The sequence below is a fragment of the Salinimicrobium aquimaris genome (assembly GCF_035607535.1).
Taxonomy (GTDB): Bacteria; Bacteroidota; Bacteroidia; order Flavobacteriales; family Flavobacteriaceae; genus Salinimicrobium.
The window spans coordinates 59700-81763 of record NZ_JAYDZX010000009.1; the positions used below are offsets into that span (position 1 = coordinate 59700).

A 22064-nucleotide genomic window follows, 5' to 3' on the forward strand; every position below is an offset into this window, starting at 1 on the left:
AGCCGGGAAAATAAAATTAACTAAATAATTAGTTTAAACTAAAATATTAGTTTAACTTAGCCCTATCAAGTCGAACTTTTATGAAACAATTGACCAAAGCCGAAGAAGAGATCATGCAGATCCTCTGGAATCTCAGAGAAGCCAACGTGGCTTCGATCATAGAGGAAATGCCCGAGCCTAAACCCGCGTATAATACAGTTTCTACTATAGTGCGTATCCTGGAAAACAAAATGTTCGTAGATCATAAAAAGGTAGGGAAAGGCTATATTTATTTTCCGGTTGTGGAGAAAGAGACCTATACTAACCAGAGTATGAATAAGTTGATCGACGGATATTTCAACGGTTCCTTCAAAAGTATGGTGTCCTTTTTTATGAAGAAGAACAAAATGGATACTGCCGATCTGGAGGCGATCCTGAAGGAGATCAACAAAAAAGAAGACTAATGCTACAGTACATTTTACAGACCATAGCTTTTCAGCTCCTTTTCCTTTTGGTGTATGAGCTGTTCCTGAAAAAAGAAACTTTTTTCACCTATAATCGCGCCTACCTGTTACTTACCCCGGTACTTGCTTTGCTGCTTCCCTTGCTGAAGATCCCGGCATTACAGGCTGCTATACCTGCGGAAACTTTTGTGATGCTGCCCGAAGTGATCATAGGTGGTAATTCCGCTGAAATTGCTTCCCGGGATCTGGCTGCCACACCTTCTCAAGTGACACCGGTCATTAACTGGTGGCTGCTTATCTATGGCGGCGGATTCCTCTTTAGCCTGGGATTCTTCTTTAACAAGTTCAGGATCCTGAGGCAGCTGTTTGCTCATAAACCTGTGATGACGACAGCCGAAATGAAGATCGTGGAGGTTCCAAATTCAAGGCTGGCCTGTACTTTTTACAATACCATTTTTCTGGGTGCTCAACTTTCAGAGAAGGAAAGAGAGCAGATCCTTTCTCATGAGTTGGTGCATCTAAAGCAAAGACACACGCTTGATCTGTTGTTCTTTGAAGTGTTAAGAATCGTTTTCTGGTTCAATCCGCTTATTTATATCTACCAGTCCAGGATCACTGCTTTGCACGAATACCTCGCCGATGCAGGGGTAGTCAAAAATGTCAAAAAACAGGAGTATTTCCAGCAGCTGCTCAATTCAGCTTTTAATACTGAAGATATTTCTTTCATCAATCAATTTTTCAATCATTCAATCATCAAAAAACGAATAGTTATGTTGCAAAAAACTAAATCAAAATCGACCTCAAAATTTAAATTTTTGATCCTTCTGCCGCTTATGCTGGCGATGCTAACCTATGTTTCCTGTTCGGAAGATCCGGCAACAAGTCAGGAAGAGAAGGAGCTTACAGCACAGGAGAAAATAGAGAAAATTGAGGCCATTTTTGGGGATGGAACAAACCTCACCTCAGAAGAAAGGGAAGAAATCAAAGCCATTCTAAAGACTGTTAGTCCTCAGGACCTGGAAAAGTATTCTAAGAGAGGGGAAAATGTGCAGGTTCAAAAAACTTCTTCGAGCATGGGAGATGTACCCTTTGCAGTTATAGAAGAAGTGCCGGTGTTTCCTGGTTGTGAAGGCCTTGGTTCAAACGAGGAAAGAAAAAATTGTATGTCAGAAAAGGTGTCTGAGTTCGTACAAAGCAACTTCAATACCTCATTGGGGAAAGAATTGGGTCTTAAGGGAATCAATAGAGTTTACGTTCAGTTTAAGATTCAAAAAGATGGAAATGTCGAATTATTAGGGGCAAGAGCGGCACATCCCGCACTACAGGAGGAGGCCGAAAGAGTTGTCAATCTACTACCTCAAATGACCCCGGGAAAACAAAAAGGACAGGAAGTAGGAGTTTTGTATACTTTACCCATAACTTTCAACGCAGGTGAATAGGTTTCTTTTTATTTTTTTATTATTCATAGCCACGAAAGCCGAAGCTCAAACTTCGGCTTTAAGTATTGCCGATAGTCTTTATGCAGTCGGAAATTACTCTGAAGCAATAAAAGAGCTGGAAAATACAGCTGTTCGATCGGAAACAGTGCTGCTAAAGCTGGCGCAGGCACAAAAAGCAAACGGAAATATCTCTGCAGCTTTGAAAAACTATAAAGCCCTTATGGAATCAAATCCCGAGAGGACTTTAACTGCTGTAGAATATGCAAAATTGCTTTCCTCCACCGGAAACCTTCAGGAGGCCGATAGCATTTTTACATCTCTTGTGAAGAAACATCCCATGAATGCAGGCTTTCACTATCAGCTGGGCTTGATCCGCGAAAAGCGGAAAGATTCCACTGCAATGAATCATTACAACATCACAATCCTGTTGCAAAAAACTCATCAACAGGCGCTAATAAAGGTCGCAACCCGTGCTCTCGCCGGGGGCAAATTACTTAGGGCAGAGCGGCTGAGCAAACAGGGTCTTGAAACGAATCCCAATGGAATTGCGCTCCTGTCGATCCTGGCGCAGTCCTACTACTATCAAAAAGAATACGAACAGGCCATTGAGCAATTTGAGAAGTTAATAGCCCTTGGTGCCGGCAGCGAGTTCGTCCACATCAAAACAGGCACTGCATATTTTCAATTGAAAAATTATGAAGAAGCGATAGCTCATTTCAATTCGGCGCTCGACTATGAAGATAAGAATCCTGAAACCCATTATAGCCTCGGGAAATTGTATGCTCTACAAGGGGAATACAAAAATTCTGAAGGGCATTTACTGCAGGCTCTGCTCTTAAAAGATGTGCTTGTGGATGAGGAACTCACCAGCATCGGGCTCACCTATAAGCTTCAGGAAAAGCCAAAAAAAGCACTGGCATACTTCAACAGGGCTATTGAAGAAAACGCCGATAATGAACGGGCGATGTACGAACGGGCTATTGCTGCCGATTCTTACTATGAGGATCTTCAAACCAGGCTTAAATATTACCAGGAATATCTTAGAAGATTTGAAGAATATGGCAACCCCGATCTTGTGCTGTTGGCCAAACGCAGGGCCAGGGATATCAGGGAAGAAATTCACATGAATTCCACAGCTTCAGGAACGAAGTAGAATTTTTTCGGCAGACTCCTTAAATTCACTATTTTTGAGAAGTTTCTGTCCTAATGAAGAAAATTGTACTCTTTGTCTTTATTTCTTTTTTTCTTTCCTCCTGCGAAGAATTAACTACCCGCAAAATTTCTTCGGAAGAGATCCTTATTGAAGAAACCCGGGATTTTAACTGGCACGAAGTCGACAATTATCCGGCCTTTGCCGAATGCCGAAACATAACGCGAGTTGAAGCCGCTAAAGCCTGTTTTGGGAACAAGGTTTCTCAATATTTTTATTCCCGGCTCGAAGCAAAACAACCTGTGGTGACCGAAGCTTTGGACGATACTTTATATCTCTATCTCAAAATTTCGGAAAAAGGGACTCCGGCCATTGATTCCATGGAAATTGATTCCCTGGTGCTGGATCAATTGCCTGAGATAAGAACCTGGCTTTCCCAAAGCGTGGATTCCCTCCCAAAGATCTATCCCGCAACAAAAAGAGGAATACCGGTGAAAACCACTTTCAGGATGCCGGTAGTGATCAAAGCGGAATAAATGGAAATTAGATTTTAGAAGTACGAAGTTAGAAGTGCGAAATTCAGAAGAAGACAAAATCTTTATGACCACTTTCTGAGAAATTCTGCAGAATCAGCAGAAGAACATGAAAATTTCCGATAGAACTATCTTTCTAATTACAGTCTACAGTCTCCCAACTACCGTCTCCGAACTATCGACACCAGTCTACAGTCTACCGTCTAAAGACTATACTTATATCCCACTGTGAAATCTATAGGAAAGTTCCCGTTGGTGTCCAGAACGATGGCAAAAATGTCGTTATAACCAAGGGTGATAAAGCTATTTGGAGTAATGGGAATGTCACTGCCTATCCCAAAGCTAAAGGGCGCAGTAAAAGTAAAGCCATTATCCTCTCTTATGGCCACGACCTCCCCAACGTCATTGGTCACTGCAATGGACTCTTCAGAATAGTAAAAGCTTGCCAGTCGCACATCAACATGCAGGTCAAAATGCTTTAGATAAAGGGCTTTGAACCTGTAATTAAGAGACAGCTGGGTAGCGGTATAATCGTAATCACTTTGCCTGAAGCTATGTCGCAGCTGCAAAAAAGCCGAATGCCTGGGAGCTAGATTTGGATCGTAAAATTCATATTCCAGTCCGGCAACGGGAGCAAGGGCATTTTCAGGATTATCTGTGTAGATATTATTACTCAGGCCCGTGAAGAGGCCTATGCGCTGCTTTATATTGTCTGTAGCTTCATTAAAAACATAATCCTCCTGGACAAGAGAATTATAGGTGTTAACGAAATGCCTTAGGCTGTACAGTACAAATTGCACGTCCTCCGTCCTAACCTTTGCATCTGTGGCAAGTGCAGCAAGTTGCTCTTTATATTTTTCATCTCCGTTAAGGTTCAGGAGTTCCACCATGCGGTTTCCCTTCTGCACAAAGTACCGGTAATCATGATCCTTTTCTGCCCAATACAGGCTTAAAGGTCCTTTAACTTCTCTGTTGAGCTGTAGGGTATCCTTATTTATAATGAACACTTCCTGTGCAGCTGTGGGAAGTGCAAGGAAGAGGATCAAGCCGAAAAGAATAAGCCTTAATTTCTGCATTTTTGGGACTCAAGAGAATTAAAGATAATAAAAATTTCCAGCGGCAGCCTATTTTTTAAATGCTCTGCCCTTCCATCTAAATCCTGAAAAAACAGAATTAATTACAACCCAGCTACTGAAAAACGGATAAATCATACTGCTTAAAAAGTAGCTTTTCACCGCAGGTTCCCGGTCAAAGAATTTGGCGCTGTTATAGATCAGGAAAAAGTCAACATTGAATTTTATCAGAAACATGAAAGACAGGAGCCAAACAGGAAATGCTGCAGCGATCGTTCCTATTGTCACTATTACCAGAAGAATATTCATCAGGAAGACCAGGAGCCCCAGGCTTTTGGAGAAGTGAGATTTATAGGCAGCTGCTTTTGCTGCCCATCTTACCCGCTGCGAAAATAGGCCAGACCAGCTCCAGGTAGCCGAAGTTTTTACAATGGCTTCCTGAGATTTTAGAAACACCGGATGCAAACCTCGTTGCCTGAATTTTTCCAACAGAAAAATGTCATCTCCTCCTGCGAAGTTTCGGTTTCCTTCAAAGCCACCAACCTCCAAAAATGCCTTTTTTGAATAGCAAAAGTTGGCGCCGTTGCACATAAAGGGCAGGTCAACTCCAAAGCTGCCGATTGTTGCTGCCTGCAAACTCAAAATATCCATCTCCTGAAAGCCTCTCAAAAAGGACATTTTTGACACCTCAGGTTTTAGCGCCACCGGGGCGGCAATAACTTTGGCACCTGTCTCCTCAATTTTGGAGCTAAAGCTTTCCAGCCAGGCTTGTGGCACCACACAATCGGCATCTGTTGTCAAAATGTAATCATATTCTGAAGCTGAAATCGCCAGGCTCAGGGCGTCTTTCTTGGGACTTCCTGTTTTTCGGATGTTTTGGAGCAGCCGAATGTTGAGCTGAGGATGTTCCTTCCGGAAGTCCTGCCATAATTCAGCCGATTTGTCTTCGGAAGCATCATCCACTGCCAGGATCTCAAACATTTCAGCGGGATATTTCAGCTTCAGCAGAGAATCAAACAGTTCCTGAAGATTTTCAGCTTCATCACGGTAGGGAATGACTATCGAAAAATGTGTTTTTGGAGCTGAATTTTTTCCGGAGAAGCCTTGCACCTGGAAAAATCCGTAGAGCAGGAACAGCATGGACAGTGCGTAAAGCAGCGTAATAATTACTGCTGCGGCGATCATGTTATGGCGTGCTTGGCTTTTTTGTACCTAAGAACGTAGTAACTCCCCGCAAGACCGGGAAGACCAAAATTGAGGATCCATACTGTAAGCACGATGGTAAGCACAATGATCTGTGGTACCTGTAGAAGTCCGAAGATCCACACTGCAAATCCGCCTTTAATAAAAGCGTCAAAAATGATCATGGTCGGGATGATCGACGCCAGGATATAGGTGCTGAAAACAGCAGCAATAAGCAGTGGATATGACACATCTACCTGGAATTGCAGCAGTAGAAAATAGAATTGATGGGTGAAGATGATGAACCTGATACTGGCAAAAATGAGGGTTTTCCACCTTATTTCTTCCGAAACCTTATGAAATGATTCCTCCAGCCTCTGAATGGAATATCCTTTAAGCCTTATCCTGAACTTTTTCATTACAAAGTATAGAATGAAAGGCGCAAAAAGAAGTCCGGAAACCAGGATGATATTGAAGACCGGCAGGGCCAGATCTACAGATGTGATAAGAAAAAGGAGTCCGGCAATTCCGAAGAAATAAGTAGCAAATAATTGGGCAGTGTTGCCGAGGAAATTCAGGAAAATAACCTTTCTCCATTCTGCCCGAACATAGTAGAGGCATTTTGCTCCATACTCTCCAATGCGGCTGGGCGTAAAGATCGCTGCGGTAAAGGAAGCCAGGCTCTCCCGCATGGAACGCGTAAACGAATTCTCTCTCACATGACCGCTTAGCGTCTGCCATTTTAAGATCTCAAAATACCAGTTCGCTATTGAAAAGAGTACCAGGATTACAATATTGGTAAAGGAAAATATCCTGTAACGATCAAGAATGTCTACAAAGCGCTCAAAATCCATGCTCTCGTCCTTTGTGACCCTGTACCAAATAAATGATACTGCGGCCAATACCACCAGGATCTTGAGAACTAGTGAGAAGAATTGATTAGCTTTGTGCGAGGTTATTCGCATGAATTTATTTAAGAACCCGATAGGAGCCGGGATTTGTATTACCGGCACGATTGAACCTGCAATATTACGAAGCTTTTGACTACCGAAAAAATCATTTTAGGCATTGACCCGGGAACCACGATAATGGGATTCGGCCTCATCAAAGTGGTGAATAAAAAAATGTCCTTTCTGCAACTCAATGAACTGCACCTTCAAAAATATGATGATCCTTATGTTAAGCTGAAACTGATCTTTGAGCGTACCGTAGAGCTTATCGACACCTGGCACCCCGATGAAATAGCTATTGAAGCGCCTTTTTTCGGAAAAAACGTGCAATCTATGCTGAAGCTGGGTCGGGCACAGGGAGTGGCGATGGCGGCAGGTTTGAGCCGGGAAGTTCCGGTGACGGAATACTCCCCAAAAAAGATAAAAATGGCGATCACAGGAAACGGAAACGCCAGCAAGGAACAAGTCGCCGGAATGCTGCAAAGCCTTCTTTCCCTTAAATCCCTACCCAAGAACCTCGACGCCACCGACGGACTCGCAGCTGCGGTGTGTCACTTCTATAACTCCGGAAAGGTGGAGGTTGGCAAGAGCTATTCGGGTTGGGCAGCTTTTGTGAAACAGAACCCGGGAAAAATAAAATGATTTGAAGATGTGTGGATTTGAAGATTTGAAAATGATCTTCAAATTCTCAAATTACCAAATCCTCAAATTGAGCTATGGCTGGAATTTACATACATGTGCCGTTCTGCAAACAAGCCTGTCACTACTGTGACTTTCATTTCTCGACTTCGGTAAAGAAGAAGCCGGAGATGGTGGAGGCGATTTGCAAAGAATTGCTACTGCGGAAGGAGGAGATCAAAAATGAGGTGGAGACGATTTATTTGGGAGGTGGTACTCCATCACTGCTTTCTGCGGAAGAGCTGGCGCAGATCTTTCAGGTAATCAATGAGAACTATTCCATTACCACAGATGCCGAGATCACCCTGGAAGCTAACCCCGATGATCTTGCTGAAGAAAAGATAAAGATGCTCTCGGCTTCCCCGGTCAACCGGCTGAGCATTGGCGTGCAGTCCTTCTTTGAAGAAGACCTGAGGCTGATGAACAGAGCTCATCATGCTGAAGAAGCCCTTGAATCCATAAAACTTGCGAAGCAGTATTTCAAAAATATTTCCATTGATCTTATTTACGGGATTCCGGGAATGAGCAATGAGCGCTGGAAAGAGAACCTCAAGATCGCTTTGGATCTGGGAGTACCACATATTTCGAGTTATGCTTTGACAGTGGAGCCAAAAACTGCCTTAAAAAGCATGATCGAAAAAGGTAAGGTAGCGCCGGTAGAGGAGGAGCTGGCGAAGGAGCAGTATGAGATCCTGATCGAAACCTTATCCGCTGCAGGTTTTGATAACTACGAATTTTCAAATTTCGGAAAACCCGCCTTCTTTTCCCGCAACAACACTGCCTATTGGTTCGGAAAGGCATACCTGGGAATAGGGCCATCCGCCCATTCCTTCGACGGCTTCAAACGGAAATGGAACATCAGCAATAATACCCTCTACATCAAAGCGCTTCAAAAAGGGGAAATCCCGGCCGAAGTTGAGAAGCTTTCGATTTCAGATCGTTACAATGAACTAGTGATGACGCGTTTGCGCACCAAATGGGGCATTGCCGTAGATGAAGTAGAAAGGAGCTTTGGAAGAAAATTCAAGGATTACCTGCTTAGAGAAGCTACCAAATTAGTGGAATCCGGAATGCTGGAATGGAACGACAACCGACTCCAGGTATCCAAAAAGGGCAAATTTTTAAGTGACGGCATTGCTGCAGACTTGTTTTGGGTGGAGGAGTAGCGTGAGAAATAACCCTGTCAGGGTTTAAAACCCCTGACAGGGTTGAAGAGTATGGTTAATTATTTCTTAGAAATTTAAGGAGATGCTGAAACAAGTTCAGAATAACGTGGTGTATTTTGCGTCCCTCCGTCACCCCAACGAGCCTCTTTTATATATTGCGTCACCCTGAATTTATTTCAGGGTCCTCGTGTTCTAAAAATTACTTATGAAAAACAGCTTCATTTATATGCTCTCCAATAAAAGAAGATCTATGTTATATATCGGAGTAACATCTAATCTTTACCGCCGCATTGTAGAGCATAAATCTGGCAAAGGTTCTATTTTTACAGAAAAGTACAGCATAAAGGATTTACTTTATTTTGAAGAATTTACTTCAATAGATCAGGCCATAATGAGAGAAAAGCAGTTGAAGAACTGGCACAAGGAATGGAAGTGGAATCTAATAAAACAGGTAAATCCTGAATTGAAGGATCTTTTTGAAGATTTGACTCCAAATTAGATGCTGAAACAAGTTCAGTGAGTGTGGGCGAAAGGTATAGAACCCCGTCACCATGAATTTATTTTAGGGTATAATTGAACTGAAGTCTCAAGAGATGCTGAAACAGGTTCAGCATGACGAGTGGAAAGTTTGGCGTCACCCTCAGTTTGATTTCAGGGTTGGTTTGAACTGAGATCTTAAGAGATGCTGAAACAAGTTCAGCATGACGGTGTTGGCGAAAGATACAGAACCCCGCCACCCTGAATCAGGGTCTATTTGAACTGAGGTCTCAAGAGATGCTGAAAAAAGTTCAGCATGACGGCGTTGGCGAAACATAAAGAACCCCGTCACCCTGAGTTTGATTTCAGGGTTTATTTGAACTGAGATCTTAAGAGATGCTGAAACAAGTTCAGCATGACGAGTGGAAGAATAACAGGGAGCATCGTCACCCTGAATTCATTTCAGGGTCTATTCGAACTGAAATCTTAAGAGGATGCTGAAACAAGTTCAGCATGACGGTGTTGGCGAAAGATAAAGAACCCCGTCACCCTGAATTTATTTCAGGGTCAGTTATATTTGAAATCATATTTACTGAAAATGATTAAAATTAGATGCAGGCCATAATAACATACAATCAGCAGCAATACAAAATCGACTTCTCCAAACCCCTGGACATTTCCCTGAGTCTGAGAGGTGATGATAAGAATCCTGTGGCATGGTATCTCAAGGCGCCGAGGATAGAGCCGGTGCAGGAAGGAAATTGGGTGGGAAAAGTGAGCAAAGGAGGGTCTGTGAATTTTAATAATGTCTATTTCAATCCGCACGGGCACACCACTCACACCGAATGTGTAGGGCATATCACGTCGGAGTACCACGGAATTAATGATAGTTTAAAAACCTTTTTCTTTCCAGCAAAGTTGATATCTGTAGAGCCGGTAAAGTCGGGCGGAGATGAGGTGATCACAAGGGAGCAGCTGGAATCTCATTTTAGGGAGGGAGAGGCACAGGCGGTAATCATACGAACGCTGCCAAATAGTATCGCCAAACGCAGCAAACATTACTCTCACACCAATTGGCCATACCTGCAGGAAGAAGCTGCCGTTTACCTGCGCGAATGCGGCGTAGAACATTTATTGATCGACCTGCCTTCTGTGGACAGGGAGGAAGACGGGGGAAAGCTGCTGGCGCATAAGGCTTTCTGGAACTATCCAAAAAATACCCGATTACAGGCTTCCATTACGGAGCTTGTGTATGTGCCTTCCCGCATAGAAGACGGATTTTATTTTCTAAACCTGCAACCTTCCTCTTTCGAAAATGATGCTGCACCCTGCAAACCGGTGCTTTACAAACCTGAAAAAATATGAAAACAACTTTAAAATTAGAGGAGCTGGCTATGTTGCTACTCGGAATTTATGTTTTTGGTTTCCTTCATTATGAATGGTGGTGGTTTTTAGTGCTCTTCCTCGCACCCGATCTAGGAATGACAGGTTATGCTTTTGGCAACAGAGCCGGTGCTTTTCTTTACAACCTTTTCCATCACAAGGGAGTGGCGATCATGATTTATCTCTTAGGTTTCTTTTTCATGGTTCCTGTAATGCAGCTCATTGGAGTGATCATGTTCTCTCATGCTGCTTTTGACCGGCTTCTGGGTTACGGACTTAAATATGAAGACGGTTTTAAATTTACCCATTTAGGTACTATAGGTAATCCAAAAGTGAATAAGTCCGAAAAAGATTCACAGCTCTCCTGATTTCTTATCTTTGAGCTATGGATATTGAAGGCTTCAGAAATTATTGCCTTGCAAAAAAAGCAGTGACCGAGGAGCTGCCTTTTGGTCCCGACGTACTTGTATTCAAAGTCATGGGAAAAATGTTTGCCCTTGGAGCACTGGAGAGCGTGCCTTTTAAGGTGAGCCTCAAGTGCGATTCGGAAAAAGCCATTGCTCTCAGAGACGAATATCCCGATCATATTGAAGGTGCATATCACATGAACAAGAAGCACTGGAACAGCCTTGAGACCGAAATGCTTCCGCCAAAACTGGTGATCGATTTGATCGACCACTCTTATGATCTCGTAGTGCAAAGCCTTCCAAAGAGACTCCAACAGGAACTAGAAAATCTATAAAATCAGAAATGCAGGATCCCGCAATTTTTTATAATTCACAAATAGAGAAATACCGTTCTCATCTTCACAAGGCATCCCGTAAATTGGGCTTGTCCAGCCTTTTGCGGCTGCTCGTATTTCTGGCGATGGCCTATGCCGTTTATGCTTTTTGGGGAGATGCCACCTGGGTTGTAGCCTCCCTGCTTATTGGCCTCACAATTTTTATATTTCTTGTTTCCAGGCATTCAGATCTGCGGTACGAACGGGATAAATTTCGGGAGTTGATCAAGATCAATGAAACCGAACTGGAGGTGCTAAAGCGGAATTTTCACAACTTGCCTACAGGCGCAGAATTCGCCGATCCGTTGCACCCTTACAGTCAGGATATTGATCTCTTCGGAAGAGGTTCCTTTTTTCAGTATCTCAATCGTTCAGCACTGGTGGAAGGTAAGGAGAAGCTGGCGCAGCTGCTGCTTTCGAATGATATCAACGACATCGACCTGAAGCAGCAAGCTATAAGGGAACTGGCTGAAAAAGCCGACTGGCGACAGAATTTTTCTGCCTTGGCAACTCTGGTAAAGACCGAAAGCAGAACTGCTACTATAATAAACTGGCTAAATACCTACAGGAACTTTGTACCGGGATTCATGAAATGGTTGCCCCTGGTTTTCTCTGCTATTTCCGGAGTGGTGATCACTGCTTTTTTTCTGGATATAATTGGAGGAATAGAACTGGCGATCTGGTTCTTCGCCGGACTTTTCATTACCGGATTTTTCCTCAAGCGAATCAACCTGCTTTCCAATAGTGTAAGTAAGGTGCAGGATACTTTTCATCAATACTATCAGCTGCTGGGATTGATCGAGAACACCAATTTCTCTTCAAAATTGCTTAAGGCTCAAAAAGAGCAGATAGCTTCAGAAAAACAAAAGGCTTCGGCCATCCTGAAGAAATTTTCTAAGGCCATAGATTCCCTGGATCAGCGCAACAACATGATCTTTGGAGTATTCGGCAATGGTTTTCTGCTGTGGGATCTTCGCTATTCTTACAAACTGGAGAAGTGGATAAAGGAACATGGACAGGTGGTCCAAAAATGGTTTCGTGTAATTGAATTTTTGGATGCCTACAATTCCCTCGGAAATTTCTCCTTTAATCATCCTGCTTATGTTTTTCCGGAATTGCATCACGATTCTCACATTTCTGAAGCTACTCAGCTGGCACACCCGCTCTTGGATCCCAAAAAACGTATTGCTAATGATTTTTCAATTGAAAAAGAACAATTCTTTATCATCACCGGAGCCAATATGGCCGGAAAAAGTACATTTTTGAGAACTGTAAGTCTGCAGATCTTGATGGGGAATGTAGGGCTTCCGGTTTGCGCAACCTATTGTCATTATACGCCGATAAAGCTTATCACGAGTATGCGCACCACAGATTCGCTTACAGATGACGAGTCTTACTTCTTTTCAGAATTAAAGCGTCTGAAATTTGTTGTTGACGAGATCAAAACCGACAAATATTTCATCATTCTCGATGAGATCCTTAAAGGTACGAACAGTACAGACAAGGCTATTGGTTCCCGTAAGTTCATAGAAAAACTGATCGGTTCAAATTCCACAGGGATCATCGCCACCCACGATCTTAGCCTTTGTGAAGTGGCCGAAGAACTGACGCAGGTGAAGAATTACTACTTCGACGCCGAGATCATCAACGACGAACTCAATTTTGATTACCAGTTCAAAAAAGGAATTTGTCAGAATATGAATGCTTCTTTCCTGCTGAAGAAAATGGAAATAGTGGATTGAAGATAGATTTTAGAAGTACGAATTTAGAAGAAGACCTCACAGGTTTCCAAGACCTGTGAGGTCTCTTAAAAAATTGGAATTTAGAATTTGAAAGTTTGGAATTTGCGAATGCATGGATAGTTTAACTCAAATAGTACTCGGTGCCGCGGTAGGCGAAGCTGTTCTTGGCAGGAAAGTCGGTAATAAAGCGATGCTGTATGGCGCAATAGCGGGAACTATTCCCGATCTTGATGCGCTTGCAAGCAATTTTACCGATACCATCACCGCTATAGAGATCCACCGTGGCTTTACACATTCCATCGTCTTTGCAGTTTTAGCAGCTCCCGTTTTTGGCTGGCTCATTTCAAAGATTGAGAGGAAGAGCGGGGTGGGCTGGAAAGACTGGTCCCGGCTCATGTTCTGGGGCTTATTTACCCATCCCCTTCTGGATTCCTTTACCACCTGGGGCACACAGTTGTTCTGGCCGCTGGATATCAGGCTGGCCTTTAAGAGTATTTTTGTTATAGATCCATTATATACTTTGCCTTTCCTGGTTTTTCTTGTCCTCGCGATGCGGCGAAAAAAAGAGGATCCAAAAAGAGCAAAATTTAACCGGCTTGGATTGATCGTCAGCACAACCTACCTTCTGCTTACGCTGGTTCTAAAATTCTTTGCTCACCAGCAATTCGTGGAAGACCTGGAGCGGCAGGGGATTTTCTATTCCCGTCTCGACACCCGTCCCACACCCTTGAATACCATTTTGTGGGCTGCAAATGCGGAAGCCGAAAATGATTTTCTAATAGGTTACTACTCTTTTTTTGATGAGGAGATAGTCAGGTTTGAAGCGGTTCCAAAAAATCACCACTACCTGGGGAGTCTCAAAAATGATAAAAATGTGCAGCGCTTGATAGAGATCTCAAAAGGCTGGTATACCATTTCTGAAAAAGATGGATTTCTCTATTTCAATGATCTGCGCTTTGGAAAGCTGAATCCATCAGATGAAGGATCAAATTTTGCTTTCAGCTATAAGTTGATTCCGGAAGATGGAACGATAAGGGCAGAAGAAGAACCTAAGCGGCCCGGAGATGCCTCTCAGATCCTTAAGGATCTTTGGCAGCGCATCAAAGGCAATTAGCTTCAGATGTTATTTTCAGCGAAACTTTATATTTACCATTTAACAAATAATCTGATCATGAAATACCATTTTTGGAGCCTCACATTTCTAGTCTTTACAAGTTTCCAGGTACAGAGTCAAAATCCTTCCGAAGCCCTTAGGCAGGTGATCGAAAAAGTAGATGAGCATAAAGGTTATGACCGGGAAGCTTATCCCCTAGGATTATATACGGAAGAATACTATAAAAAGCAGGCAAAATTTGCACGGGAGAGGCTAAAGGAGCTGGAAAGGATTGACAAAAATGAGCTTTCTGAAACTGCTAAGATCTCTGCCGAGCTGTTGAGGTATGACCTTCAGGAAACGGCGGATTTCTATGAATATGAAGCTTATTTGAATCCGCTGCTCTCCGATGCCGGGTTTCATGTGAGTCTGCCTTACCACGTGCGGGATTTCAGTACTTATAAGCAGGTAAAGGATTACCTGAACAAGCTAAATGCCTTGCCTGTTTATGTAGATCAACACCTGGTTTTACTGCGGAAGGGGATCAAAAAAGGCATTTTACAGCCTGCTGTTATTTTCGAGGGTTATGAAGCTACGTACAATGACCAGCTGGTCGAAGATCCAAAAGAAAGTTATTATTATTCTCCTTTTTTGAAGCTTCCGCCGGTACTAAGTCAGCAGCAAAGAGATTCGGTTTTAGCTGCGGCTGAAAAGGCTGTAGCGACAAAGGTGATTCCGCAATTCCGCCGGATAAAGACCTTTTTTGACACCGAATATCTTCCGGCAGCGCGAAAGAGCATCGGGGTATCAGAAATTCCAGGCGGCAGGGATTATTACCAAAACCGCCTGAATTACTATACCACTCTAGATCTTTCCGCAGAAGAGATCCATCAAAAAGGCCTTGAAGAAGTTGCGAGGATCAATGCTGAAATGAAAAAGATCATTGCGGAGGTCGGTTTTGAAGGTAGTTTTGAAGATTTTATCCACTTTCTAAGGACAGATGAGCAGTTTTATGCAAAAACCGGAGAAGAACTGCTGAAGGAGGCGAGGGATATCTCCAAGCGCATCGATGCCCAGCTTCCGAAGTTTTTCAAAAAGCTGCCAAGAAAACCCTATGGAGTTGCGCCGGTGCCCGATGCTATTGCTCCAAAATATACTACCGGCAGGTATGTGGGAGCGAATGATGACACGCAGCCGGGATATTATTGGGTGAACACCTATAACCTTTCGAACCGGCCACTTTATGTGCTTCCGGCTTTGACTGCACACGAGGCAGTACCGGGACATCATTTGCAGATTGCACTAAATGGAGAATTGGGAGATAGTATCCCAAAATTCAGAAGGAATTTTTATTTATCGGCTTTTGGAGAAGGCTGGGGTCTTTATTCCGAAACTTTAGCAGAAGAAATGGGAATCTACCGAACTCCGTACGAACGCTTCGGAAAGCTGACCTATGAACAATGGCGCGCCGGCAGATTGGTGGTCGATACAGGAATTCACGCCATGGGCTGGACCCGCGAACAGGCAGTGGAATTCTTACGCTCTAACACTGCACTTTCCATGCACAACATCAACACCGAAGTCGACCGTTACATCTCCTGGCCGGGGCAGGCGGTATCGTATAAAATAGGGGAAATGAAGATCCGCGAACTCCGTAAAAAAGCAGAAGAAACTTTGGGAACCGACTTTGACATCAGGGAATTTCACGAGGTGATTTTGGAGCAGGGAACCGTAACGCTGCCAATTCTTGAGGAGCGGGTGGAGGCGTATATTGAGAGGGGAAGGAAATAAAAAAGACGGAAGATCGCTTCGCTGCTAGAGCCAAGAGGCAAGACTGAGCTGGAATTTCCGTAATTAAAAATCTAATGATTCTCTAAAGAACATACTGTGTAATTGGGAGAACAGAAGAGTTTTCGAAGCCTGGATCTAATTGTAGTAATACCAGATCTAAGTCGGCCCTTCCTTTTTTATAAAGCCTGAAAGGCTTAAACATCTTAGCCCCCGGGTGACGCCCGGGGTATGAATGTCCAACATGATATTCAGCCTGTAAGGCTGAGACTTTAGGACACCTTTAAACGTGCCAGCCTTACAGGCTGATGATCAACTTAAAACACCCCGGAGCGATGCTCCGGGCTATCGAGTTAAAGGCTTTCAGCCTTAGAATTTCTGTTATAGTTTAATCAAGACTGAAGTATACTAAAGATTTCATCTTCGCAAATTTCATCCTTTGGATCATTTTGTTTCATGAGCAGTAAAAGACCAAAGTCCTCTTTTTCTTCTTTTGTCATTTATACGTCCTTAGGTTAATGCAGAGATAATTAAATAAATTCTAGAACAGGAGGATCTTTGAAGGTTGCACCGAGCCATGTTTTATTCATTGCCGGCAAAATTTCCATCCGTGCCGATCTCTCCAAAAAAGCTACATTTGCAAAAATTCTCTCCCATGAGCCTTGAACAAGACCTGTTTCAAAGAAGCGGATCCCAGTGTGAACTTTGCGGTTCCAAAGAAGACCTGCAGGTATATGCCATACCCGATTCTCCACAAGGAGCAGAAAATCATATCCTCATTTGCGGCACCTGCAAGGAACAGATCGAAGATCCCGAAAAAACAGACCCCAATCACTGGCGATGTCTCAACGACAGTATGTGGAGCCCGGTACCTGCAGTACAGGTGATGGCCTGGAGAATGCTCAACAGACTAAAAGCTGAAGGCTGGCCACAGGATCTCCTCGATATGATGTACATGGAAGAAGAGCAGCTGGAATGGGCTAAAGCCGGACAGACTACCGAAGAAACTAGCGGCGAAGAAGTACATAAAGACAGCAACGGAGTGACCATAGAGGCAGGGGATACCGTAGTGCTGATCAAAGATCTTCCCGTTCGTGGTTCAAGTATGGTAGCCAAAAGAGGAACAGCCGTGAGAAGAGTGTCCTTAGTTCATGACCATCCCGGGCAAATAGAAGGTAAAGTGGATGGGCAGCAGATCGTTATCCTTACCAAATTTGTGAAAAAAGTATAAAAGCAAAGCCGCGGAATATCTGCGTCTATACTATTCCGTTAAAAACCTCACAGGTTTTCAAAATCTGTGAGGTTTGTTATTTTATCTTTTATTATTGGAAATCCTTACCGTTTTCCCGGAGCCATCATCCCGGACCTGCACATTTAGATTTTTTCCATTATTTTTCTGTACTGCCTTGAGTGCCTCGTTACCTGAAACTTTTTTTCCGTTGAGGTAAAACACTGCGCCTTCTTCCATCCATTTTTGAACTGCTTCTTCGGGAGATGGTGGAGGTGGGGGTGGAGCGGGTAGATCATCAACTACAGGTGCAGGTGGAGGTGGAGGTGGCACTGGAATATCGCCCTCGTTAGAAACCGGAGGAGCCGGTGGTGGAGGTGGTGGTGGAGGAATTTCACCGTTTATTCTCCTTCTCTCAATTACAAGTTCGCGTTTTTCTGCTCTGGCCTGCTCCCTTTGAAGCCTCACTTCTCTTCTTTCTTCCCGCAGTTCTTCCCTTTTTTTTCTAATTGCCGCTCTTTCCTCTGTCCGTTCCCGCAGTATTGCCGCATTCCTATTTTGGCGGTCCTGCCGGACAATGATGATGTCTTTTCTGTCGATTTCCGGAAAGGTTTCGGAATTTTTCTTTTGTTCTGCCGTCATCAGGCTGTAAATGTGCCGCATTCGATCAAGTTTTTCTTTAACCACGGCTTTTTCACCTTTTTCAGCCTTGAAGGATTTTGCCCAGGCATTGTATTCAGCAACCATTTCGGGCGTGGCTTTTTCCTGGATTTGTTGAGGCTGTTGATACCGAATCTGCAAATGATCAATTTTATCTAATTCCTCATTTATAGCTTTCTGATGTTCAGGAGAAACTAATTCAGCTTTTTCAATAGATACTGCGTGGACGCCATATTCAAATAATTTTTCTCTTACCCGTGAAATCACTTCCATTGGAACTTTTTCTTCAGCTGTAATTAAAGCTCTCACCACTGTTTTGCGTACTTCCTTAGAAAGATGGGTATTAATCTGGTTAAGACGATCGGAGAGTTCTTCCGGTTTTATCTCATGCCCATTAACGACTAGCAGGTTTGCTACAGGGATATATATTTTAATGGTTTCTGCAATTACAAGATCCTCAGACTGAAATTTTTCTTTTTCCTCAGGTCTGTTTTCTGCGTAAGAAGATTTTTCTTTGATCAATAATTCTTTGCTGCTGAAACTGTAAACGAGTACGGATAATAAGGGTAATAATACCAGACTCTTTATCCAGATCATTTTTCTTGAGGTGTTTGTTCTCATAACTGTAAATCGTTTTTTGATTGATTGATAATTGATTGAATTGACCAGACCGGGATTTTTTCCTGAGCTAAGGGAAAGCAGCAGGTGTTGATATTGATGAGGATCATTCTTTTTTAGCACCTCTTTATCGGCTAAAAATTCGTGGTTGAGCTTAATTGCTTTTTTGAGCAGGTAAACGAGAGGAAGAAACCACAGGAGTACCTGAAGGATCTCCACAAAGATGACATCGGCGCTGTGCTTTTGTCTTACGTGTGCCAGTTCGTGGTCTATCACCTCCTTCGGAATCTGTTTTTCCTCGAATTTGTTTTTGTTCAGGTAAACATAGCTCCAGAAGGTGTGGGGATCAATATTATCTTTTAACAACACCTGTATGGCACCCGGAATTTTCACTTTCGGGTTTCTTTTTGCCTTTTTCAGAAGAGATTGCAGGTTTAGAAAAAATCTACTTCCGAAGAAGAGTACTCCGAACAGATAGAGTCCAATGGCTAACCATTTAAAAATGGGAAATTCAGCAGTCTTTTCTGAAAAATTCAGATTCTCTGTTGTTCCGGTAGGTACAGGAACTTCAGAAGAAATTTCGATATATTCTGGAAAAGTAATTAAAGGGATTCCGAAGGAAAGAAAAGGAATTGCCAGCAAATAGATCCTTTTAAACACGTGCATGTCATCCTTTTCTAACAAGAGCTTGTAAAAAAGTAGCAGGATCGCCATACAGGCCGCCGATTTTAAAAGGTATATTTCCATAGCTATTTGTTTTCGATTTCCCGGTCAATAAGATTTCTGAGTTCTTCCAGTTCTTCCTTGCTCAAATTGGTTTCTTTGGTGAAGAAAGAGGCAAATTGCGAGGCAGAATCGTTAAAAAAATTCTTGATCATTCCGTTCACCTGTCGGGAGAAGTAATCTTTCTTCTTTACAAGCGGAAAATATTCCCTTGACCTGCCGTATTGTTTGTAGTCGACAAAGTTTTTATCCTGCATTCGCTTGAGCAAGGTAGCTACTGTGGTTTGGGCAGGTTTTGGATCGGGATAGGCTTCGATAAGGTCTTTCATGAAAGCCCTGTCCTTTTTCCAGAGGATCTGCATGAGTTGTTCTTCGGCTTTGGATAACTGCATTTGTTCTACAAGATTAGATGTATATCTACAAATGTAGAATAAATATTTAATTCTACAAACATAGAGGAAGAAAAGTTGGCATTCTACTTCCAGAAGAGGGGGTTACGTATTGAGCGAGAAGCTAACTTCTTACCTCTTATTCAAATCGGGACCCGGGCTCTAGATCGTTGAATCGGATTCAAACCCAGATTTTTTACCCGTACCCGGATTTGAAAAAGATATCCGCACATTCCGACCGGCACACGTACTTGTACTACACCCGTACCCGCACTGCACCCGCTGTCAGGATTGTTAACCACTGACAGGGGTGAACAAAAAAAGACCTCACAGGTCTTAAAAACCTGTGAGGTCCAGTATTTCAAAGAAAAAATCTGATCACTGATCACTGACCACTGATCACTTTTTTTCCGCCTGCTTCAGTTTCGTAAAATGTTTGTAAAACAGAGGGATTGTCTCAATTCCCTTGAGGTAATTCCAAATTCCGAAATGTTCATTAGGAGAGTGGATGGCATCTGTATCCAATCCAAAGCCCATTAAAATAGTCTTACTATTAAGTTCCTTCTCAAAAAGGGAAACAATCGGAATACTTCCTCCACTGTGCTGCGGAATAGGATCTTTTCCAAAAGCTTCGGCATAGGCATCATTGGCCGCCTGGTACTCCAGGGTGTCAATGGGTGTGACATAAGCCTGCCCTCCGTGGTGGGTGGTAACTTTTACTTTAACCGACTTTGGCGCCAGACTTGTGAAATGTTCGGTGAACAGTTCGCTGATCCTTTTCCACTCCTGATCGGAGACCAACCGCATAGAGATCTTTGCGTAGGCTTTTGAAGGCAACACCGTCTTTGCTCCTTCCCCTGTATATCCACCCCAAATTCCGTTTACATCAAGAGTCGGCCGAATTGAACCTCTTTCCAGAGTAGAATATCCTTCTTCTCCCTGTACTTCTTCGATATTCAGTTTCTTTTTATAATCTTCAAGATCGAAAGGAGCCTCGGCCATTTTTGCTCTTTCGGCTTCGCTGTATTCCTTTACATTATCGTAGAACCCGGGAATGGTAATGCGGTTGTTCTCATCCTGAAGGGAGGCTATCATCTTAGCAAGTACATTAACAGGATTTGCTACCGCCCCGCCATAAAGTCCGCTGTGAAGGTCACGGTTCGGACCAGTAACTTCGACTTCCATGTAACTCAGTCCACGTAAGCCGGTAGTAATGGAAGGAGTTTCTTTTGCGATCATGCCGGTATCGCTTATAAGTATCACGTCGTTCTGCAGCTTCTCCTTATTCTTCTCAATGAACCATCCCAGATGTTCACTTCCCACTTCTTCTTCCCCTTCGATCATGAATTTGACATTACAGGGAAGTTTGTCATTTTTGGTCATGTATTCCAAAGCCTTCACATGCATATACATCTGGCCCTTATCATCACAGGCTCCCCTTGCATAAATGGCACCTTCGGGATGAATTTCGGTCTTCTTGATCACCGGCTCAAATGGCGGACTCTCCCATAGGTCAAGAGGATCTGGGGGTTGTACATCATAGTGCCCATATACCAGAACAGTCGGTAATTCTTTATCAATGATCTTCTCTCCATATACAACAGGATGACCCGGTGTTTCATAGATCTCGGCCACATCGCACCCTGCATCCAGCAGACTCTGCTTAACGGCTTCGGCGGTGTTTAAAAGGTCATTCTTGTATTTGGAATCGGCACTGATGGACGGAATTTTGAGGAGTTCTATCAGTTCATCAATAAAGCGCTCTTTGTTGTCATCAACGTAATTTTTTATGTCTTGCATTCTGAAATTTTTGGTATGAAGTAAAGGTAAAAAATAGATTTCAGATATGAGATTTTAGAGGTGAGACTTAAAGTGAAAACCCTTAAGATCTCAATACTGATATCTAAGCTCTCACATCTGGAAAAGAAAATTTTTCGATGTCGACAGCAAAATTTTTTCTTTTCCTATTTGCAGATTCAAACTTATACTTATATTTGCATCCGCTTACAACAAGCAAACATATTGAAATTACCAACGCGGGCGTGCCCGCCGGGAAATTCCCGAAAGGCATGGACAGCGTAAATACCAGGCAGGCGGGCGTGGTGGAATTGGTAGACACGCTAGACTTAGGATCTAGTGCCGCAAGGTGTGAAGGTTCGAGTCCTTTCGCCCGCACAAAAAGCTCTTCAGAAATGAAGGGCTTTTTTCATTTTCCACTTTTCATATATCCTTTCTTGTAATATCCATAAAGTTCGGGTCCTGAGTTTATCCTGAGCGGCAGTCGAAGGGCCCGCACAGATAGCTCTTCAGAAATGGAGAGCTTTTTTCATTTTCCACTTTTCATAAATCCTTTCCTGTAATATTCCATAAAGTTCGGGTCCTGAGTTTATCCTGAGCGGCAGTCGAAGGGCCCGCACAGAGAAAGCTCTTCAGAAATGGAGAGCTTTTTTTCTTTTCCACTTTTCATAAATCCTTTCCTGTAATATTCCATTAAAGTTCGGGTCCTGAGTTTATCCTGAGCGGCAGTCGAAGGGCCCGCACAGAGAAAGCTCTTCAGAAATGGAGAGC

General features: G+C 43.2%; 21 protein-coding genes and 1 tRNA gene. 15 read left to right on the forward strand and 7 right to left on the reverse strand.

The genetic code is table 11. The features are described from left to right. Nucleotides 1-80: 80 nt before the first annotated feature. From VR862_RS09845 to VR862_RS09860, 4 genes are read left to right on the forward strand one after another with little or no spacing between them, the layout of a single operon-like run. Nucleotides 81-443 carry a BlaI/MecI/CopY family transcriptional regulator gene (locus VR862_RS09845; protein WP_324720794.1) on the forward strand — a complete coding sequence of 121 codons (363 nt, stop codon included), beginning with the start codon at nucleotides 81-83 and terminating at the stop codon, nucleotides 441-443. Then, on the forward strand, nucleotides 443-1882 hold the full coding sequence (locus VR862_RS09850; RefSeq protein ID WP_324720795.1) for a M56 family metallopeptidase: 1440 nt from the start codon (nucleotides 443-445) through the stop codon (nucleotides 1880-1882). The genes VR862_RS09845 and VR862_RS09850 overlap by 1 nt, the downstream gene beginning before the upstream one ends. Continuing rightward, entirely contained in the window at nucleotides 1875-3035 is a 1161-nt protein-coding gene (locus VR862_RS09855) for a tetratricopeptide repeat protein (RefSeq protein ID WP_324720796.1), read from the forward strand. The genes VR862_RS09850 and VR862_RS09855 overlap by 8 nt, the downstream gene beginning before the upstream one ends. A gap of 53 nt (nucleotides 3036-3088) precedes the next feature. After that, nucleotides 3089-3568 carry a hypothetical protein gene (locus tag VR862_RS09860; protein WP_324720797.1) on the forward strand — a complete coding sequence of 160 codons (480 nt, stop codon included), beginning with the start codon at nucleotides 3089-3091 and terminating at the stop codon, nucleotides 3566-3568. A 200-nt stretch (nucleotides 3569-3768) separates the two neighbouring features. Here the strand turns inward: VR862_RS09860 and VR862_RS09865 are convergent, their stop codons facing one another. From VR862_RS09865 to VR862_RS09875, 3 genes are read right to left on the reverse strand one after another with little or no spacing between them, the layout of a single operon-like run. Next, entirely contained in the window at nucleotides 3769-4641 is an 873-nt protein-coding gene (locus tag VR862_RS09865) for a hypothetical protein (protein ID WP_324720798.1), read from the reverse strand. A 48-nt stretch (nucleotides 4642-4689) separates the two neighbouring features. Continuing rightward, nucleotides 4690-5823 carry a glycosyltransferase gene (locus tag VR862_RS09870; RefSeq protein ID WP_324720799.1) on the reverse strand — a complete coding sequence of 378 codons (1134 nt, stop codon included), beginning with the start codon at nucleotides 5821-5823 and terminating at the stop codon, nucleotides 4690-4692. Next, complete coding sequence (locus tag VR862_RS09875) at nucleotides 5820-6785, reverse strand: hypothetical protein (protein WP_324720800.1); 966 nt, start codon at nucleotides 6783-6785, stop codon at nucleotides 5820-5822. The genes VR862_RS09870 and VR862_RS09875 overlap by 4 nt, the downstream gene beginning before the upstream one ends. A gap of 75 nt (nucleotides 6786-6860) precedes the next feature. Between VR862_RS09875 and ruvC the strand changes: the two genes are divergently transcribed. The 10 genes from ruvC (at nucleotide 6861) to VR862_RS09925 (ending at nucleotide 17109) form a co-directional block, all read left to right on the forward strand. Then, complete coding sequence (gene ruvC / locus VR862_RS09880) at nucleotides 6861-7412, forward strand: crossover junction endodeoxyribonuclease RuvC (protein WP_324720801.1); 552 nt, start codon at nucleotides 6861-6863, stop codon at nucleotides 7410-7412. 74 nt (nucleotides 7413-7486) lie between these two features. Next, a complete protein-coding gene (gene hemW, locus VR862_RS09885; protein WP_324720802.1) occupies nucleotides 7487-8614 on the forward strand; it encodes a radical SAM family heme chaperone HemW in 1128 nt (375 codons plus the stop codon). A gap of 205 nt (nucleotides 8615-8819) precedes the next feature. Continuing rightward, complete coding sequence (locus VR862_RS09890; RefSeq protein ID WP_324720803.1) at nucleotides 8820-9113, forward strand: GIY-YIG nuclease family protein; 294 nt, start codon at nucleotides 8820-8822, stop codon at nucleotides 9111-9113. Nucleotides 9114-9703: 590 nt separating this feature from the next. Continuing rightward, nucleotides 9704-10456 (forward strand): cyclase family protein, encoded by a 753-nt coding sequence (locus VR862_RS09895; RefSeq protein WP_324720804.1) that lies wholly within the window; start codon nucleotides 9704-9706, stop codon nucleotides 10454-10456. Next, on the forward strand, nucleotides 10453-10842 hold the full coding sequence (locus tag VR862_RS09900) for a DUF4260 domain-containing protein (protein WP_324720805.1): 390 nt from the start codon (nucleotides 10453-10455) through the stop codon (nucleotides 10840-10842). Before VR862_RS09895 ends, VR862_RS09900 begins: the two co-directional genes overlap by 4 nt. A 17-nt stretch (nucleotides 10843-10859) precedes the next feature. Then, a complete protein-coding gene (locus tag VR862_RS09905; RefSeq protein WP_324720806.1) occupies nucleotides 10860-11216 on the forward strand; it encodes an MmcQ/YjbR family DNA-binding protein in 357 nt (118 codons plus the stop codon). An 8-nt stretch (nucleotides 11217-11224) separates the two neighbouring features. Beyond that, nucleotides 11225-12997 (forward strand): MutS-related protein, encoded by a 1773-nt coding sequence (locus tag VR862_RS09910; RefSeq protein WP_324720807.1) that lies wholly within the window; start codon nucleotides 11225-11227, stop codon nucleotides 12995-12997. 112 nt (nucleotides 12998-13109) lie between these two features. Next, nucleotides 13110-14111 carry a metal-dependent hydrolase gene (locus VR862_RS09915; RefSeq protein WP_324720808.1) on the forward strand — a complete coding sequence of 334 codons (1002 nt, stop codon included), beginning with the start codon at nucleotides 13110-13112 and terminating at the stop codon, nucleotides 14109-14111. Nucleotides 14112-14168: 57 nt separating this feature from the next. Further along, nucleotides 14169-15881 (forward strand): DUF885 domain-containing protein, encoded by a 1713-nt coding sequence (locus VR862_RS09920; protein ID WP_324720809.1) that lies wholly within the window; start codon nucleotides 14169-14171, stop codon nucleotides 15879-15881. A gap of 652 nt (nucleotides 15882-16533) precedes the next feature. Continuing rightward, complete coding sequence (locus VR862_RS09925) at nucleotides 16534-17109, forward strand: PhnA domain-containing protein (RefSeq protein ID WP_324720810.1); 576 nt, start codon at nucleotides 16534-16536, stop codon at nucleotides 17107-17109. An 81-nt stretch (nucleotides 17110-17190) separates the two neighbouring features. On the opposite strand, the gene VR862_RS09930 is transcribed toward VR862_RS09925, so the two are convergent. The 3 genes from VR862_RS09930 to VR862_RS09940 all read right to left on the reverse strand — a co-directional run bounded on the left by VR862_RS09930 (nucleotide 17191) and on the right by VR862_RS09940 (nucleotide 21296). Beyond that, complete coding sequence (locus tag VR862_RS09930) at nucleotides 17191-19131, reverse strand: M56 family metallopeptidase (protein WP_324720811.1); 1941 nt, start codon at nucleotides 19129-19131, stop codon at nucleotides 17191-17193. Nucleotides 19132-19133: 2 nt separating this feature from the next. Continuing rightward, nucleotides 19134-19499 carry a BlaI/MecI/CopY family transcriptional regulator gene (locus VR862_RS09935; protein WP_324720812.1) on the reverse strand — a complete coding sequence of 122 codons (366 nt, stop codon included), beginning with the start codon at nucleotides 19497-19499 and terminating at the stop codon, nucleotides 19134-19136. Between the two features lie 396 nt (nucleotides 19500-19895). Then, a complete protein-coding gene (locus VR862_RS09940) occupies nucleotides 19896-21296 on the reverse strand; it encodes a dipeptidase (RefSeq protein WP_324720813.1) in 1401 nt (466 codons plus the stop codon). Nucleotides 21297-21589: 293 nt separating this feature from the next. Between VR862_RS09940 and VR862_RS09945 the strand changes: the two genes are divergently transcribed. After that, a tRNA-Leu gene (locus tag VR862_RS09945) sits at nucleotides 21590-21671 on the forward strand. 211 nt (nucleotides 21672-21882) lie between these two features. Here the strand turns inward: VR862_RS09945 and VR862_RS09950 are convergent. Beyond that, the coding region (locus VR862_RS09950) for a hypothetical protein (protein ID WP_324720814.1) at nucleotides 21883-22064 on the reverse strand (182 nt) is incomplete at its 5' end.

Bases quoted from the DNA above. Each gene is read 5' to 3' on its own strand.
- VR862_RS09940 (WP_324720813.1), bottom strand. From the start codon at position 21,296: ATGCAAGACATAAAAAATTACGTTGATGACAACAAAGAGCGCTTTATT.
- VR862_RS09915 (WP_324720808.1), top strand. From the start codon at position 13,110: ATGGATAGTTTAACTCAAATAGTACTCGGTGCCGCGGTAGGCGAAGCT.
- VR862_RS09865 (WP_324720798.1), bottom strand. From the start codon at position 4,641: ATGCAGAAATTAAGGCTTATTCTTTTCGGCTTGATCCTCTTCCTTGCA.
- VR862_RS09900 (WP_324720805.1), top strand. From the start codon at position 10,453: ATGAAAACAACTTTAAAATTAGAGGAGCTGGCTATGTTGCTACTCGGA.
- VR862_RS09870 (WP_324720799.1), bottom strand. From the start codon at position 5,823: ATGATCGCCGCAGCAGTAATTATTACGCTGCTTTACGCACTGTCCATG.
- VR862_RS09920 (WP_324720809.1), top strand. From the start codon at position 14,169: ATGAAATACCATTTTTGGAGCCTCACATTTCTAGTCTTTACAAGTTTC.
- VR862_RS09895 (WP_324720804.1), top strand. From the start codon at position 9,704: ATGCAGGCCATAATAACATACAATCAGCAGCAATACAAAATCGACTTC.
- VR862_RS09890 (WP_324720803.1), top strand. From the start codon at position 8,820: ATGAAAAACAGCTTCATTTATATGCTCTCCAATAAAAGAAGATCTATG.
- VR862_RS09875 (WP_324720800.1), bottom strand. From the start codon at position 6,785: ATGCGAATAACCTCGCACAAAGCTAATCAATTCTTCTCACTAGTTCTC.
- hemW (WP_324720802.1), top strand. From the start codon at position 7,487: ATGGCTGGAATTTACATACATGTGCCGTTCTGCAAACAAGCCTGTCAC.
- VR862_RS09910 (WP_324720807.1), top strand. From the start codon at position 11,225: ATGCAGGATCCCGCAATTTTTTATAATTCACAAATAGAGAAATACCGT.
- VR862_RS09930 (WP_324720811.1), bottom strand. From the start codon at position 19,131: ATGGAAATATACCTTTTAAAATCGGCGGCCTGTATGGCGATCCTGCTA.
- VR862_RS09925 (WP_324720810.1), top strand. From the start codon at position 16,534: ATGAGCCTTGAACAAGACCTGTTTCAAAGAAGCGGATCCCAGTGTGAA.
- VR862_RS09845 (WP_324720794.1), top strand. From the start codon at position 81: ATGAAACAATTGACCAAAGCCGAAGAAGAGATCATGCAGATCCTCTGG.
- VR862_RS09905 (WP_324720806.1), top strand. From the start codon at position 10,860: ATGGATATTGAAGGCTTCAGAAATTATTGCCTTGCAAAAAAAGCAGTG.
- VR862_RS09860 (WP_324720797.1), top strand. From the start codon at position 3,089: ATGAAGAAAATTGTACTCTTTGTCTTTATTTCTTTTTTTCTTTCCTCC.
- VR862_RS09935 (WP_324720812.1), bottom strand. From the start codon at position 19,499: ATGCAGTTATCCAAAGCCGAAGAACAACTCATGCAGATCCTCTGGAAA.
- VR862_RS09850 (WP_324720795.1), top strand. From the start codon at position 443: ATGCTACAGTACATTTTACAGACCATAGCTTTTCAGCTCCTTTTCCTT.